This is a genomic window from Frigoribacterium endophyticum (assembly GCF_011759585.1).
Lineage (GTDB): Bacteria > Actinomycetota > Actinomycetes > Actinomycetales > Microbacteriaceae > Frigoribacterium > Frigoribacterium endophyticum.
This window is the reverse complement of sequence record NZ_JAAOYV010000002.1, coordinates 1250428-1265328: the sequence shown is the minus strand read 5'-3', so window position 1 is coordinate 1265328 and position 14901 is coordinate 1250428. Positions and strand designations below refer to the sequence as shown.

Below are 14901 nucleotides of genomic sequence, written 5' to 3'. Positions count from 1 at the left end.
GCGCGGCCGCACCGCGGCGCCTCGACGTCGAGCGGCCCCCGCCGGCCGCCCAGCGCCCGGGTGGGAGGATGGAGAACGTGACCCTGCCCGACCAGCACCCCCTCAGCTCCGGCCTCACGAGCGGCTCGCCGCTGGTGCGCGCCCTCCGCGGCGACCGCCCCGACCGCCTCCCCGTCTGGTTCATGCGCCAGGCCGGCCGGTCGCTGCCCGAGTACCGCGAGCTGCGCGTCGGCACCAAGATGCTCGACGCCTGCCTCGACCCGGCGCTGTCGAGCGAGATCACGCTCCAGCCCGTCCGCCGCCACGGCGTCGACGCCGGCATCTTCTTCAGCGACATCGTCGTGCCGATCAAGCTCGCGGGCGTCGCGGTCGACATCGTGCCCGGCCGCGGCCCGGTGCTCGAGTCGCCGATCCGCACCCCGGCCGACGTCGCGGCCCTCCGCCCCCTCGAGCCCGACGCCCTGTCGTCGATCGCCGAGGGCGTCGCCCGCACCGTCGCCGAGCTCGGCGACACCCCCCTGATCGGTTTCGCCGGCGCCCCGTTCACGCTCGCGGCCTACCTCGTCGAGGGCGGCCCGTCGAAGGACCACATCCGCGCCCGCACCCTCATGCACAGCGACCCGGAGACGTGGGAGGCGCTGCTCACCTGGGCGGCCGACGTCACGGGGGCCTTCCTGCGCGCCCAGGTGCTCGCCGGCGCCAGCGCCGCCCAGCTCTTCGACTCGTGGGTCGGCAGCCTCTCGCTCGCCGACTACGAGCAGCGCGTGGCCCCCTTCTCGGCCCGGGCGCTCTCGCACGTCGCCGACCTCGACGTGCCGACGATCCACTTCGGCGTCGGCAGCGGCGAGGTGCTCAGCGCGATGCACGGCATCGGCGTGGGCGCCGTCGGCGTCGACTGGCGGATCCCGCTCGACGAGGCGTCGCGGCGCCTCGGCGGCGACGTGCCCGTGCAGGGCAACATCGACCCCGCGATGCTCCAGGCGCCCTGGCCGGTGCTCGAGGCGCACGTCCGTGACGTCGTCCGCCGCGGCCGCGCCGCCCCCGCCCATGTGCTCAACCTCGGCCACGGGGTGAACCCCGACACCGACCCCGACGTGCTGACGCGCATCGTCGAGCTGGCCCACACCCTCTGAGGAGGCGCGAGACCGTGACCGACGCGACCAGCGCACCCGGGGCCCGCGGCTCCGGGGCCGCGACCCGCGCCTCCTCGGAGGCACCGGCCGCGGGCGACGTCGTCGTGGTCGGCGGAGGAGTGGCCGGGCTGGTCGCCGCCCGTGACCTCGCGCGCGCGGGCCGGCGGGTCGTGCTGGTCGAGGGCGGCCCCCGCCTCGGCGGCGAGGTCGCGCGCCACACGGTCGCGGGCATCGACCTCGACGCCGGCGCGGAGAGCTTCGCGACCAAGGGCGGCACGGTCGCGGCGTTCCTCGACGAGCTGGGCCTCGGCGACGACGTCGTGCTGCCCGACCCCCGCGGCGCCTGGGTGCAGCACGGCGCGGGCGAGGCGTTCCCGCTGCCGCGCACCGGCCTGCTCGGCGTGCCCGGCGACCTCGGCGCGGCCGACGTCGTGGCCGTGATCGGCGAGGAGGCCGCGGCCGAGGCCGCCCGGCTCGACTCCGCCCCCGGCGAGGTCGGGGCCGACGAGGTGATGGTCGGGCCCTTCGTGCGCGCCCGGATGGGCGGCGCGGTGCTCGACCGGCTCGTCGCGCCGATCGTCGGCGGCGTCCACTCCGTCCACCCCGACGCGCTGCCGGTCGACCGGGTCGCGCCGGCCCTGCGCCGCGCGCTGCGCGACGAGGGCTCGCTGGCCGCCGCCGTGCGCAGCGTCCGTGCCCTCGCGCCGGCGGGCTCGGCCGTGGCGGGCCTCCGCGGCGGCATGGCCCGCCTCGTCGACGCCCTCGTCGCCGACCTCGACCGCCTCGGCGTCGACGTCCGGCTCGAGGCGCCCGTCGCCGCGGTCGACTCCCGCTCGGTGACCCTGGCCACGGGCGAGCGCCTCGACGCCCCGCACGTGCTGCTCGCCGTCGGCGACGGCGCCGCCCGGGCGCTCGCCGGCCGCCGCGCCCCCGAGCCCGGCCTGATCACCCTCGCCACGATCGTGCTGCGCGACGACCGGCTCGACGTCGGGCCGCGGGGCACCGGCGTGCTCGTCGCTCCGGGCGCCGTCGGGGTGCGCGCGAAGGCGCTCACCCACGGCACCGTCAAGTGGCCCTGGCTGGCCGAGGCCGCGGGGGGCCGTCACGTCCTCCGGCTCAGCTACGACTCGCCCGTGGTCGACGCGGGCACCCCCGACGACGAGCTGCGCCGCACCGCGCTGGCCGACGCGTCGGCCCTGCTCGGCGTCGACCTCGACGAGCGCTCGGTCGAGGGCACCGCCCGGGTCGTCTGGGACGCTCCCCTCCCCCAGGAGGCGCCCCCCGCCTCCCCCTCTCCCCTCGACGGCGTCGTGCGCGTCGGCGGTGCCGTGGCCGGCCGCGGGCTCGCCGCCGTGATCGCCCGGTCGCGTCGCGCCGCCGCGGAGCTGCTCCAGGGCTGACGACCCGGAGCACGGCCCGCCGCTCCCTCCACCGCGGGCGCGCTGTCCCCGCCCGGCGGGTCGGCATGCCCGTCCGGGCATCTCCGTGCGGCCCCGGGCTACATTGGACCCACGCGCCGGGCACTCGTCCGCGCGCGGACGACATCGAATGGAGCGACATGCGAGGCAAACTGATCTTCGTCGCCGGAGCAGCACTCGGGTTCGTGCTGGGCGCGCGCGCCGGGCACGACCGCTACGACCAGATCGCCGACAAGACGTCGAAGGTGTGGCACAGCCGCGCCGTGCAGCGCCAGGTCGTCAAGGCGGAGGACTTCGCGGGCGCGAAGGCCGCCGACGCCGTCGACGCGGTCGTCGAGGGGGTCAAGTTCCTCGTCACGCGCGCCTTCGGCGGCGGGAAGAAGAAGAAGTGACCGACTCCACCCGGAGCGACGGGGTGCGGCACGGGGGGAAGGCGTCCAAGCGGTCGTTCTTCGCCCTCGTGCAGGACGTCCCGACGCTGGTCACCGACCTCGTCAAGGGCGAGCTCGCCCTGCTCAAGTACGAGGTCATCGGCACCCTCAAGGCCTTCGGCATCGGCGCCGGCTTCCTCGTCGGCGCCCTCGTGTTCGTGTTCGCCATGCTCGGCGTGCTCCTCACCGGCATCGTGCTGCTCATCGCCATCTGGCTGCCGGGCTGGCTCTCGGCGCTCATCGTCGCGTTCGTGCTGCTGCTCGTCGCCGCGTTGCTGGCATTCCTCGGCTACAGGAGCATCAAGAAGGGCCTGCCGGCGGTGCCCGAGAAGACGATCGCGAGCCTCAAGCGCGACCTCAAGGCGATCAAGGGCGTGGGCTCCATCCCGCGCGCCGACCTCACCGACCGCTGACCCGGCCGGGCCCCCGCCCGCACCAGCAGCGCCGCACCGGCACCAGCACCGGTGAGGCACCCAGCACCAGCACCAGCACCGCATCCCCGCACCGCCCGCACCGAACGGAGTCCTCGTGAGCGACAGCAAGAACGACAGCAGCAAGGCCGACCGCACCGACGCGGACGACATCCAGGCCCGCGTCGACCGCACCCGGGCCGAGCTCGCCGCGACGCTCAACGAGCTGGAGGACAAGCTCAACGTGCCGAAGCAGCTCGGGGCCGCCGGCCACCGCGCCAAGGCGTCGTTCGAGCGCGACCGCACCCCGTGGCTCGCCGGCGCCGGCGCCGCCGCGCTGGCCCTCGCGGGCGTCGTCGTCGCCGCGGTGAAGCGCCGCTGAGCCCCTCCGCCCTCCCCGCCGGCAGCGCCGGTCGCGACGCCCTCCGCCCCCGGGCCGGGGGCGTCGCCGCAGATGCCTCGACGTGCTGCTACCTGGTTGGGTTCCCAGCCGTGGCGGGAGGAGAATGATGAGCATGAGTCCCAGCGCCGACGCGCCAGTCCCCGAGCTGCCGACGTCTGATTCCCCCGCCGCCCTCACGGGTGAGCCGACCCACCCCCGCACCGCCGACTCCGGCCCGGCTCCGTCGCCCGAGGGCACCCCCGGCGACCAGCCCGCCGAGACGCTCGGCTACACGCTCTGGGCCGTGCTGCGTCGCGACCCGCAGAACCCCTACGCCCCCGACCTCGACGACGTCCCGCAGCTCGACGAGCTCGTGGCCGAGCTCGCCGGCGAGGGCGTCGTCGTGCGCGGCTTCTACGACGTCAGCGCGCTGCGCGCCGACGCCGACCTGATGATCTGGCTGCACGGCGAGGTCCCCGAGGCGATCCAGTCGGCGTACCGCCGCCTCCTCCGCACCGACGTGCTGGGCGGCCTGCTGCCGACCTGGAACGCCATGGGCATGCACCGCCAGGCGGAGTTCTCGCGCAGCCACAGCCCGGCCTTCATGCGGGGCGCGGAGCCCGAGGCCTGGCTCACCGTCTACCCGTTCGTGCGCAGCTACGAGTGGTACCTGCTGCCGGAGGAGGAGCGTCGTCAGATGCTCGCCGACCACGGCAAGCAGGGCGCCGCCCACCGCGCCGTCCTCACCAACACCGTGGCGAGCTTCTCGCTCGGCGACTACGAGTGGATCCTCGCGCTCGAGGCGCCCGAGCTCGTGCAGCTCGTCGACCTCATGCGCGACCTCCGCTACACGGAGGCCCGCCGCCACGTCCGCGAAGAGGTGCCCTTCTACACGGGCCGCCGCCTCACCACCACCGAGATCATCGAGGTCCTGTCGTGACTGACACCACCGGCATCACCAACGGCCAGCTCGTGCGCGCCGCCACCCCCGCGGCCGCCCAGGGCCCCGAGCACGTGAGCGAGCCCACCGACTACGACGCCATCCTGCTGGCCGGCTTCGGCGGGCCCGAGGGCCAGGACGACGTCATCCCCTTCCTCCGCAACGTCACGCGCGGCCGGGGCATCCCCGAGGAGCGCCTGGAGGAGGTCGCGACCCACTACCGTCACTTCGGCGGCGTGAGCCCGATCAACCAGCACAACCGCGAGCTGAAGGTCGCCCTCGAGGGCGAGCTGGCCCGCCGTGGAGTCGACCTGCCCGTGATCTGGGGCAACCGCAACTGGGATCCCTACATGGCCGACGCCGTGCGCGAGGCCGACGAGCGCGGCTTCACGAAGCTGATCGCCGTCGCCACCAGCGCGTACTCGTCGTACAGCTCGTGTCGCCAGTACCGCGAGGACTTCGCGATGGCGCTCGAGGCGACCGGCCTCGAGGGCAAGGTCATGATCGACAAGGTGCGCCAGTTCTTCGACCACCCCGGCTTCGTCCAGCCCTTCATCGACGGCGTCCGCGAGGGCCTCGAGAAGGCCCGGGCCGAGAACGAGGGCCTCGACCTCGCGACCGAGGTGCAGGTGCTGTTCGCCACCCACTCCATCCCGTCGACCGACGCGGCGAAGAGCGGCCCCCAGGCGCGCGGCTTCGACGAGGAGGGCGCCTACGCCGCCCAGCACAAGGCCGTCGCGGAGGTCGTCATGGCCGCCGCCGAGGCGGGCCTGGGCCTCGAGGCCCCCGCCGAGGGAGGCACGACCGTGCCCTGGCAGCTCGTCTACCAGTCGCGCAGCGGGCCGCCCTCGATGCCGTGGCTGGAGCCCGACATCAACGACGCCATCGACGACCTCGCCGACGGCCCGACGCGGGCCGTCGTCATCGTGCCGCTCGGCTTCGTGAGCGACCACATGGAGGTCATGTGGGACCTCGACGAGGAGGCGCTCGAGACGAGCGAGAAGAACGGCTTCTGGGCCACGCGCACGCCCACCCCCGGCATCGACCCGAACTACGTCACCGGCCTCGTCGACCTCGTGCTCGAGCGCGTCGAGGGCGTCCCGGCGGAGGACCGTCCGCACCTCACCGACATCGGCCCCTGGTACGACGTCTGCCGGCCGGGCTGCTGCGAGAACGTGCGCCTCGGCTTCAAGCCCGCCGTCTCGGGATTGGTGCCGTAGCGACGTGACCACCCTCCGAGTAGGAACGCGGGCCAGCGCCCTCGCCGTCGCGCAGTCGACGACGATCGCCGAGCGGCTCGCGGAGGCCACCGGCCACGACGTCGAGCTCGTGCGCGTGCACACCGAGGGCGACCGCACCCAGGCGACCGGCGAGTCGCTGTCGCTGGGCGGCACGGGCGTCTTCGCCAGCGCCCTGCGCGCGGCGCTGCTCGCCGACGAGTGCGACGTGCTGGTGCACTCCCTCAAGGACCTGCCCACCGCCTCCCACCCGGGCCTCGTCATCGGGGCGATCCCGGGCCGCGCCGACGCCCGCGACGCGCTCTGCGCCCGCGACGGCCTGACCCTCGAGACCCTGCCGCAGGGCGCCCGGGTCGGCACCGGCTCGCCCCGCCGGGTCGCACAGCTGCTGTCGGCCCGGCCCGACCTCGAGGTCGTGCCCATCCGCGGCAACGTCGACACGCGCCTCCGCCGGGTGACCGACGACCTCGACGCCGTCGTGCTCTCCGCGGCCGGCCTCGGCCGTCTCGGCCGCCTCGACCAGGTCACCGACTTCCTCGGCCTCGGCCCGTGGCCGAGCGCCCCCGGCCAGGGCGCGCTCGCCGTCGAGGTGCGCGAGGGCGACCCCGACCCGGACCTCGCCCGCGCGCTCCGGGCCGTCGACCACCGCGAGACGCGTCTCGTCGTCACCGCCGAGCGCCAGGTGCTCGCCGCCCTCGAGGCCGGCTGCTCGGCGCCCATCGGCGCCACCGCGGTCGTCGACGCCGGCCTGCTGCTGCTCAGCGCCACGGTCTACCGGCCCGACGGCGGCGCCCACGTCAGCGCCTCGCACGCCGTCTCGCTGGAGGGCGGCTCGCTCGCCGACCAGCTCGTCGACGTGCACGAGGTCGCCGGCCGAGTCGTCGCCGAGCTGCTCGAGCTCGGCGCCGCCGACCTCGCCCCGCTCGGCGAGGGCCCCGGCGGCGGCGACCCGGTCGGGAGCGCCTCGTGACCGCCGGCAAGCCGCTGAAGGGCGCCCGGGTGCTCGTGCCCCGCGGCGGCAAGTGGGGCGACGGCGTCTCGGCGTCGCTGCGCTCGTTCGGCGCCTCGCCCGTCATCGCGCCGCTGATCAACTTCGCCCCGGCGGAGACTCCCGAGCTGCTCGCCGCGGCCCTCGCCCGGCTGCAGGCCGGCGTCTACGAGTGGCTCGTCGTCACGAGCGCCACCACCGTCGACGTGCTGGTCGGCCACGGCATCCGCCCCCCGGCCGAGACGCGCATCGCCGCCGTCGGCGAGACGACCGCGGCGGCCCTGACCCTGTCGGGCTACCGCGTCGACTTCGTGCCCGAGGGCGACAACAGCGCCCGCGGCCTCGTCAAGGAGTGGCCGGGCTCCGACGTCACGGGCCGCGTGCTCGTGCCGCAGTCCGACATCGCCGAGCCGACCCTCGTCGCCGGCCTCTCCGCCCGCGGCTTCGACGCCGAGTTCGTCGCCGCCTACCGCACCGTGGGCGTGCCGGTCAGCGACGAGGTCGCCGCCGACGTCGCCTCCGGCTCCATCTCGGTGGTGCTCGTCACCTCCGGCAGCGTCGCCCGGCAGATCGCGGCCCAGCTCGCGCCCCTGCCCGAGTCGACGCTCGTCGCGTGCATCGGCCCCCGCACCGCCTTCGACGCCCGTGCCGCGGGGCTGCCCGTGCACCTGATCGCCGAGACCCGCTCCGCCGCCTCGCTCGTCGAGGCCGTCGTCGACCACGCGAGCGCGCTCGCGGCCGACGCCCCGCCCGAGGCCCCGCGCCTCGACGAGGCGCTCTGAGGCGCGGGGCGCGCACGACGTGCCCCGCGCCTCCCGCCCCTCCGTCCGTCCGCGCCACGAGCGCGGCACCGGCCCCCGCACCTGATCACCCGAGAAGGACCATGTCGCAGTTCCCCCGAGTCCGCCCCCGTCGCCTCCGCGCGACCCCCGCCATGCGCCGCCTGGTCGCCGAGACCCGGCTGCACCCCGCCGACCTCGTGCTGCCGATGTTCGTGCGCGAGGGCATCGACGAGCCCCAGCCGATCAGCTCGATGCCGGGCGTCGTGCACCACAGCCTCGCGAGCCTCCCGCGTGCGGTCGAGGAGGCCGCCGAGGCCGGCGTCGGCGGCGTCATGCTCTTCGGCGTGCCGCTCGAGAAGGACGCCGTCGGCTCGGGCGCGACCGACCCGCAGGGCATCCTCAACGTCGCGACCCGCGTCGCCGCCGACGCGGCGGGCGGCGCCCTCGTCGTGCAGACCGACCTCTGCCTCGACGAGTTCACCGACCACGGCCACTGCGGCGTGCTCGCCGACGACGGCTCGGTCGACAACGACGCCACGCTCGCGCGCTACGACGAGATGGCGGTCGTGCAGGCCGAGGCCGGTAGCGAGCTGATCGGCATGAGCGGCATGATGGACGGCCAGATCGGTTCGGCCCGCGAGGCCCTCGACGACGCCGGCCACGGCGGCACCGCGCTGCTCGCCTACGCCGCGAAGTACGCCTCGGCGTTCTACGGCCCGTTCCGCGAGGCCGTGCAGTCGACCCTCGTCGGCGACCGCCGCACCTACCAGCAGGACGCGGCGAACGGCCGCGAGGGCATCCGCGAGGTCGAGCTCGACCTCGCCGAGGGGGCCGACATCGTGATGGTCAAGCCCGCGATGAGCTACCTCGACGTGCTCGCCGAGACCGCGGCGATGAGCCCCGTGCCGGTCTGGGCGTACCAGATCAGCGGCGAGTACGCGATGATCCAGGCCGCCGCCGCGAACGGCTGGATCGACGCCGACGCCGCCTCGTACGAGAGCGTCCTGTCGATCAAGCGCGCGGGAGCCGACACGATCCTGACGTACTGGGCGACCGACCTGGCCACGCGCCTCCGGAAGGGGCACCTCTGATGAGCGACCACAGCAACGACCACTACTTCACCCGCGCCAAGCAGTCCATCCCGGGCGGGGTCAACTCGCCGGTGCGCGCCTACGGCAGCGTGGGAGGCACGCCCCGCTTCCTCGTCGGAGCCCGCGGCCCCCACGTGATCGACGCCGAGGGGCGCGAGTACGTCGACCTCGTCGCCTCGTGGGGCCCGGCCATCCTCGGCCACGCCCACCCGGAGGTCGTCCGGGCCGTGCAGGAGGCGGCGGCGCGCGGCCTGTCGTTCGGGGCGTCGACCCCGGGCGAGACCGAGCTGGCCGAGCTCGTGCGTGAGCGCGTGGCCGTCGGCGACGCGCACCCGATCGGCAAGATCCGCATGGTGTCGACCGGCACCGAGGCGACCATGACGGCGATCCGCCTGGCCCGCGGCTACACCGGGCGCGACCTGTTGGTGAAGTTCGCCGGGCACTACCACGGGCACTCCGACTCGCTGCTGGCCGAGGCCGGCTCGGGCGTCGCGACCCTGTCGCTGCCGGGCTCGGCGGGCATCACCGCCGAGACGGCCGCCCAGACCCTCGTCGTGCCCTACAACGACCTCGACGTCGTGCGCGCCGTGTTCGACGAGCACGGCCCGCGCATCGCGGCCGTCATCGTCGAGGCGGCCTCGGCGAACATGGGCGTGCTGCCCCCGGTGCGCGGCTTCAACCGCGGCCTGTCGGAGATCACGAAGCGCCACGGCGCGCTGCTGATCGTCGACGAGGTGCTCACCGGGTTCCGCGTCGGGCCCGCCGGCTGGTGGGGCCTCGAGGCCGCCCAGGTCGTGCCCGACGGCGCGGGCTGGGAGCCCGACCTCGTCACCTTCGGCAAGGTCATCGGCGGCGGCCTGCCGCTCGCCGCGCTCGGCGGCCGCGCCGAGGTGATGGACTTCCTCGCCCCGCTGGGGCCGGTCTACCAGGCGGGCACCCTGAGCGGGAACCCGGTCGCCGTGGCCGCGGGCATCGCGACGCTGCGGCTCGCGACCCCCGAGGTCTACGCGAAGCTCGACTCGCTCGCCGACCAGCTGTCGGCCGAGGTCTCGTCGGCCCTGTCGGCGGAGGGCGTGGCGCACACGGTGCAGCGCGCCGGGTCGCTCTTCTCGTTCGCCTTCACCGACACGACGCCGGTCGACTACGACGACATGCGCGCGCAGGACACCTGGCGCTACCCGCCGTTCTTCCACGCGATGCTCGACGCGGGGGTCTCGCTGCCGCCGTCGGTCTACGAGGCGTGGTTCGTGACGGCGGCGCACGACGAGGCCGCCGTGTCGCGGATCGTCGACGCGCTGCCGGCCGCCGCGCGGGCGGCCGCCGCCGCCGCGACCGCGTAGCGCGCGTAGCGCGCGTAGCGCGCGGCCCGCGCCGCGCCAGCCGCACGTCGAGGTGACTCGATCGGGGCCCCGACCACGGTCGAGGGCCCAGGTCGGGTCACCTCGACGTCGTCCGCGGCCGGGAGCGCGCCCGCCAGCGCCCGTCGACGCGGTCGATCGCCAGCGGGTGGTCGAAGGCCGCGGAGACGAGCTCCGACGTGAGCACCTCGTCGGCCGGGCCCGACGCCGCCACCCGGCCGTCGCGCAGCAGCAGCGCGTGGGTCGTGCTCGCCGGCAGGTCCTCCAGGTGGTGGGTCACGGTGACCGACGCGACCTCCGGGTGCGCGAGCCGCAGGGCGTCGACGGTGTCGAGCAGGTGCTCGCGCGCGGCGACGTCGAGCCCCGTGGCCGGTTCGTCGAGGAGGAGCAGGGCCGGCTCGACGAGCAGCGCGCGGGCGATCAGGGCCCGGCCGCGTTCACCCTGCGAGAGGACGCTCCAGAGCCCCTCGCGCCGCGACTCCAGCCCGACGGAGGCGGTGAGCAGGTCGGCGCGCGCCTCCTGCTCCGGGGTGGGCCGCCACCGCGCCACGGGGTCGCTGCTGCCCGTCAGCCCCGTGAACACGACCTCGCGCACGGTCGCGTCGCCGAGCATGCGGTGGCGCGGGTCGACGTGGCCGACGTGCTGCCGGAGCTCGCGCAGGTCGACGCGCCCGAGCCGGTGGCCGAGCACGTCGACGGTGCCGCTCGTGGGGTGCCCGAGGGCGCCCGCGAGCGTCAGCAGCGTCGTCTTGCCGGCGCCGTTCGGGCCGATCAGCGCCCAGTGCTCACCGGCCCGCACGTGCAGCGAGACGTCGTCGAGCAGGTCGCGGCCCTGACGCGTGACGCGGACGTGCTCGACGGCGAGGACGAGCGGGCCTGCGCCGACCCGCCCGGGGCGTGCGCCGGCGAGGCCCTCGGTCACGCCTGCGCGGCGTAGAAGCCGGTCTCCCGCACGGCCGCGAAGAACGGGGCCAGGGCGGTCGACTGCCGCTGCAGCAGGCCGGCGACCCCCTCGGCGTCGCGCCGGGCGACGCCCTCGGCCACGGAGGTCGTCGTCGAGGCGCCGAGCTGCCAGGGGTAGGCCGAGTTCTCGGCGAGACGGCGGAACATCACCGTGGTGAGGCGTGAGACGGGCTCGGCGCAGGCGAGCAGCGTCGGGCTCCCGGCCGCGCGCATGAGCACGTCGAAGAGCGCGAACATGGCGTCGATCGACTCGGGCGTCTCGACGACGCCGTCGCTCAGGCGCAGCTCGGCGAGGCGCGTGATCTCGGCGACGTCGGCGTCTCTCATCGTCGCCACGCCCCGGGTCGCCGCGAGCGACCAGAGGCCGAGGATGGTGGTCGAGCAGTCCTCGAAGAGCTCCGCCGTCGGCGTCACCACGCGGGTGTACCGGTTGGCCTCGATCTCGACCAGGCCGAGCTCGGCCAGCTTCGCGATCGCCTCGCGCACGGGGGTGCGGCTGACGCCGAGCCACGCGACGAGCTGGTCGTCGTTGAGCCGCTCGCCGAACTCGAGGGTGCCGTCGCCGATCGCGGTGACGAGCCGGTCGAAGACGACGTCGCGCAGCAGGCGTCGGGGGGTGGGGACGGCGTCGGGCACGGGGATGGGCATCGGGCTCTCGATCCTGCAGGGGTGCTGGGGGGGTGCTGGGGGTGCGGGGGAGGCGCGGGTCGGCGCCGGTCGGGCGGCCCTGCTCGTCGCAGGGCCGCCCGGGAGGTCACGCGGCGTAGATGCCGCTGCCGGAGACCTCGTCGAAGTACGCGCCGAACGAGGCCGGCTGCTCGCGGACGAGGCGGGCCGCGGCCTCGCCGTCGCCGTCCCCGACCGCGTCGCGCAGGCCGCGGGTCAGCTCGACGGCCTGCTCCCACGGGTACATCCCGTCGGTCGCGGGGCGTCGGAGGACGAGCAGGAGGCGCGGCCCGGTGGCCGCCCAGAGGCGACGGAGCGACGAGCTGCCGGAGGCGTCGAGCAGGAGCTCGTTCATGCGGACGAGATCGGCGACGTCTTCGGGCTTGCGCTTCGAGAACGCGGTGAGGCGGCGGTCGAGGATCGCCGTCACCTCCTTGCGCTGCTCCTTGGTGAGGGCGGGCACGCCGCGCTCGACGACGAGGGCCCAGACCTGGTAGCCGGTCTCGACGGTGTCGGTGAACTCGGCGAAGGTCGGCGCGACGATGCGCGTGTACCGGTTCGCCTCGATGTCGACGAGGGCCTGGTCGGCGAGCTTGGCGATGGCCTCGCGGACGGGGGTGCGTGAGACGCCGAGCCAGGCGACCAGCTGGTCGTCGTTGAGGCGCTCGCCGAACTCGAGGGTGCCGTCGATGATCGCGTCGAACATCTTGTCGTAGACGACGTCGCGCAGCAGGCGACGGGGGGCGGGCGGCTGGTCGGTCAGGGTGGGGATCGGCATCCGGGTGCTCCTGTTCGGGGGCGGGAGTGGGGGTGCGACGGGCTCACGGCCCAGGGCGGGGCCCTGGTCACCGGTCGAGGCGCATGTCGCACCACCATGTACGAGGACGTATCGGGTATCCGGTACTTCACACGACCTTAGTACGGTCGGGGCCGCCGTGGCGAGCCCACGCCGTGACTTCGTGACGAGCGCTCAGCGGCGCACGTCGACGACGGTCCGGCCGCGCACCGACCCGGCCACGATCCGGGGGCCGAGCTCCACGACCTCCGAGAGGCCCACCTCCGTCGTCATGGAGTCGAGCAGGTCGAGGTCGAGGTCGGTCGCGAGCCTCGCCCACGCCTCGCGGCGCAGCTCGACCGGGGCGTCGACCGAGTTGACGCCGGCGAGCGACACCGCGCGGAGGATGAACGGCAGCACCGAGGTCGGCAGGTCGGCGCCCTGCGCGAGCCCGCAGGCGGTCACGGTGCCGCCCCATCGCGTCTGGGCGAGCACGGAGGCGAGCGTCGTGCTGCCCACCGAGTCGATCCCGCCGGCCCAGCGGGCACGCTGCACGGGCCGGCCGGCCTCGGCGAGCTCGGAGCGGTCGACGACCGTCGTGGCGCCGAGGCCGCGCAGGTACCCGCCCAGCTCGTCGACGCGACCCGAGGAGGCGGTGACCGAGTACCCGAGACGGCTCAGCAGCGCGATCGCCACCGAGCCCACGCCTCCCGCGGCCCCGGTCACGACGACCTCGCCGTCGCCGGGGCGGACGTCGCGCTCGAGCCGCAGCACGCTGAGCATCGCGGTGAAGCCCGCGGTGCCGACGGCGGCCGCCTGCCGGGCGGAGACGCCCTCGGGCACGAGCACGAGCGAGCCCGCGTCGACCACGGCCCGCTCGGCGAAGCCGCCGTGCCGGCTCTCACCGATGCCCGCGCCGTTCAGCACGACCAGGTCGCCCGGCGACACGGCGGGGGAGGCGCTGGTCGCGACGGTGCCCACGAGGTCGATCCCCGGCACGAGCGGCAGCGTGCGGGCCACGCCGGGGTCGCCCGCCAGCGCCATGCCGTCCTTGTAGTTCAGGCTCGACCAGGCCACGTCGACGACGACGTCGCCCGTGCCCAGGAACTCCTGCTCGATCTCCCGCACGGAGGCGGGGCGGTCACTCTCGACGACGACGGCGCGCATGGCGACACGCTACGCGCGCGGGCTGGGGCGCGGCCCTCCCGGCCGGCGACGGGGCGCCTCCTCGGCGGTCGCTCAGCCGAAGAGGATGGCGGCCTCGTCGTAGCGGTGCTGCGGGACCGTCTTGAGGCTGTCGAGGGCCTCCTCGAACGAGACGTGCACGATGTCGGTGCCGCGCAGCGCCACCATGCGGCCCCAGCGGCCCTCGACCACGCTGTCGCTCGCGGCCATGCCGAGGCGGGTCGCCAGCACGCGGTCGTAGGAGGTGGGGGTGCCGCCGCGCTGGATGTGGCCGAGCGTCGTCGCCCGCGTCTCGATCCCGGTGCGCTCCTCGATCACCGGCGCGAGGCGCTCGCCGATGCCGCCGAGGCGCGGGCGTCCGAAGGCGTCGAGGCCCCGCTCGGAGTGCGCGTCGCTCTCGTGGTCGGGCACGAAGCCCTCGGCGACCACGACGAGCGGCGCCCGGCCGCGGTCGTAGGCGGCCTTCACCCACGCGACGATCTGGTCCATGCTCGTCGCCTGCTCGGGGATGAGGATGGCGTGCGCGCCGGCGGCCATGCCCGAGTGCAGCGCGATCCAGCCGACGTGGCGGCCCATCACCTCGGCCACCATGCAGCGGCTGTGCGAGTCGCCCGTGGTGCGCAGTCGGTCCATGGCGTCGGTGGCGACCTGCACGGCCGTGTCGAAGCCGAAGGTGTAGTCGGTGGCGCCGAGGTCGTTGTCGACGGTCTTCGGCACGCCGACGATCTTCAGGCCCTCGTCGGTGAGGCGCTTCGCCGCCGCGAGGGTGCCCTCGCCGCCGATCGCCATGATGGCGTCGATGCCGAAGCGGTCCATCACCTCGCTGATGCGCGCGACGCCGCCGTCGCCCTCGAACGGGTTGGTGCGGCTCGTGCCCAGGATGGTGCCGCCCTGCTTGGCGATGCCCTGGATCTCCTTCCGCGTGAGCGGCATGACGTCGCCGTCGACGACGCCGCGCCAGCCGTCGCGGAAGCCGACGAACTCCTGCCCGTGGATCGTCGTGCCCTTGAGCACGGCCCCGCGGATGACCGCGTTCAGGCCGGGGCAGTCGCCGCCGCTGGTGAGGATACCGATTCGCATCGCGCTGCTCCGTCGCATGTCGGGCCCGTCGGGCCGGCCGAGATCGGTCCCATCATGGCGC

16 protein-coding genes are annotated in these 14901 nt (G+C 75.1%); 11 read left to right on the top strand and 5 right to left on the bottom strand.

Going from position 1 to position 14901, the window contains the following annotated elements; all coding sequences use genetic code 11:
- The first annotated feature begins 68 nt into the window (after positions 1 to 68).
- The 11 genes from hemE (at position 69) to hemL (ending at position 10153) form a co-directional block, all read left to right on the top strand.
- On the top strand, positions 69 to 1133 hold the full coding sequence (gene hemE, locus FHR77_RS13355; RefSeq protein ID WP_082514646.1) for a uroporphyrinogen decarboxylase: 1065 nt from the start codon (positions 69 to 71) through the stop codon (positions 1131 to 1133).
- 14 nt (positions 1134 to 1147) lie between these two features.
- Entirely contained in the window at positions 1148 to 2533 is a 1386-nt protein-coding gene (locus FHR77_RS13350; RefSeq protein ID WP_341777378.1) for a protoporphyrinogen/coproporphyrinogen oxidase, read from the top strand.
- A 158-nt stretch (positions 2534 to 2691) separates the two neighbouring features.
- Entirely contained in the window at positions 2692 to 2943 is a 252-nt protein-coding gene (locus tag FHR77_RS13345) for a hypothetical protein (RefSeq protein WP_056058020.1), read from the top strand.
- Positions 2940 to 3395, top strand: a complete 456-nt coding sequence (locus tag FHR77_RS13340) for a phage holin family protein (RefSeq protein WP_341777377.1) — start codon at positions 2940 to 2942, stop codon at positions 3393 to 3395. The genes FHR77_RS13345 and FHR77_RS13340 overlap by 4 nt, the downstream gene beginning before the upstream one ends.
- 115 nt (positions 3396 to 3510) lie before the next feature.
- A complete protein-coding gene (locus FHR77_RS16180; protein ID WP_056058017.1) occupies positions 3511 to 3774 on the top strand; it encodes a DUF3618 domain-containing protein in 264 nt (87 codons plus the stop codon).
- Positions 3775 to 3907: 133 nt separating this feature from the next.
- On the top strand, positions 3908 to 4714 hold the full coding sequence (gene hemQ, locus FHR77_RS13330; RefSeq protein WP_370543586.1) for a hydrogen peroxide-dependent heme synthase: 807 nt from the start codon (positions 3908 to 3910) through the stop codon (positions 4712 to 4714).
- The gene (locus tag FHR77_RS13325; RefSeq protein ID WP_424956058.1) at positions 4711 to 5934 is read left to right on the top strand and encodes a ferrochelatase; all 1224 of its coding nucleotides are present in this window, start codon (positions 4711 to 4713) and stop codon (positions 5932 to 5934) included. The genes hemQ and FHR77_RS13325 overlap by 4 nt, the downstream gene beginning before the upstream one ends.
- A 4-nt stretch (positions 5935 to 5938) precedes the next feature.
- On the top strand, positions 5939 to 6922 hold the full coding sequence (hemC, locus tag FHR77_RS13320) for a hydroxymethylbilane synthase (RefSeq protein ID WP_167260881.1): 984 nt from the start codon (positions 5939 to 5941) through the stop codon (positions 6920 to 6922).
- Positions 6919 to 7722, top strand: a complete 804-nt coding sequence (locus FHR77_RS13315) for a uroporphyrinogen-III synthase (RefSeq protein WP_056058011.1) — start codon at positions 6919 to 6921, stop codon at positions 7720 to 7722. The genes hemC and FHR77_RS13315 overlap by 4 nt, the downstream gene beginning before the upstream one ends.
- Before the next feature lie 101 nt (positions 7723 to 7823).
- Positions 7824 to 8813 (top strand): porphobilinogen synthase, encoded by a 990-nt coding sequence (gene hemB, locus FHR77_RS13310; protein ID WP_167260878.1) that lies wholly within the window; start codon positions 7824 to 7826, stop codon positions 8811 to 8813.
- Entirely contained in the window at positions 8813 to 10153 is a 1341-nt protein-coding gene (gene hemL / locus FHR77_RS13305) for a glutamate-1-semialdehyde 2,1-aminomutase (RefSeq protein ID WP_167260877.1), read from the top strand. The genes hemB and hemL overlap by 1 nt, the downstream gene beginning before the upstream one ends.
- Positions 10154 to 10250: 97 nt before the next feature.
- On the opposite strand, the gene FHR77_RS13300 is transcribed toward hemL, so the two are convergent.
- From FHR77_RS13300 to FHR77_RS13280, 5 genes are all read right to left on the bottom strand, one after another.
- Entirely contained in the window at positions 10251 to 11093 is an 843-nt protein-coding gene (locus FHR77_RS13300; protein ID WP_167260875.1) for an ATP-binding cassette domain-containing protein, read from the bottom strand.
- A complete protein-coding gene (locus tag FHR77_RS13295; RefSeq protein WP_167260873.1) occupies positions 11090 to 11782 on the bottom strand; it encodes a GntR family transcriptional regulator in 693 nt (230 codons plus the stop codon). The genes FHR77_RS13300 and FHR77_RS13295 overlap by 4 nt, the downstream gene beginning before the upstream one ends.
- A gap of 106 nt (positions 11783 to 11888) precedes the next feature.
- Positions 11889 to 12578, bottom strand: a complete 690-nt coding sequence (locus FHR77_RS13290) for a GntR family transcriptional regulator (protein WP_167260871.1) — start codon at positions 12576 to 12578, stop codon at positions 11889 to 11891.
- Positions 12579 to 12770: 192 nt separating this feature from the next.
- Positions 12771 to 13742 carry an MDR family oxidoreductase gene (locus FHR77_RS13285; protein WP_167260869.1) on the bottom strand — a complete coding sequence of 324 codons (972 nt, stop codon included), beginning with the start codon at positions 13740 to 13742 and terminating at the stop codon, positions 12771 to 12773.
- A gap of 72 nt (positions 13743 to 13814) precedes the next feature.
- Positions 13815 to 14840 (bottom strand): 6-phosphofructokinase, encoded by a 1026-nt coding sequence (locus tag FHR77_RS13280; RefSeq protein WP_056057987.1) that lies wholly within the window; start codon positions 14838 to 14840, stop codon positions 13815 to 13817.
- Between the last annotated feature and the right edge of the window lie 61 nt (positions 14841 to 14901).

Excerpts from the sequence above, each read along its gene's own strand:
- hemQ (WP_370543586.1), top strand. The coding sequence starts at position 3,908 with ATGAGTCCCAGCGCCGACGCGCCAGTCCCCGAGCTGCCGACGTCTGAT.
- hemE (WP_082514646.1), top strand. The coding sequence starts at position 69 with ATGGAGAACGTGACCCTGCCCGACCAGCACCCCCTCAGCTCCGGCCTC.
- hemB (WP_167260878.1), top strand. The coding sequence starts at position 7,824 with ATGTCGCAGTTCCCCCGAGTCCGCCCCCGTCGCCTCCGCGCGACCCCC.
- FHR77_RS13290 (WP_167260871.1), bottom strand. The coding sequence starts at position 12,578 with ATGCCGATCCCCACCCTGACCGACCAGCCGCCCGCCCCCCGTCGCCTG.
- FHR77_RS13280 (WP_056057987.1), bottom strand. The coding sequence starts at position 14,840 with ATGCGAATCGGTATCCTCACCAGCGGCGGCGACTGCCCCGGCCTGAAC.
- FHR77_RS13285 (WP_167260869.1), bottom strand. The coding sequence starts at position 13,742 with ATGCGCGCCGTCGTCGTCGAGAGTGACCGCCCCGCCTCCGTGCGGGAG.
- FHR77_RS13345 (WP_056058020.1), top strand. The coding sequence starts at position 2,692 with ATGCGAGGCAAACTGATCTTCGTCGCCGGAGCAGCACTCGGGTTCGTG.
- hemL (WP_167260877.1), top strand. The coding sequence starts at position 8,813 with ATGAGCGACCACAGCAACGACCACTACTTCACCCGCGCCAAGCAGTCC.
- FHR77_RS13295 (WP_167260873.1), bottom strand. The coding sequence starts at position 11,782 with ATGCCCATCCCCGTGCCCGACGCCGTCCCCACCCCCCGACGCCTGCTG.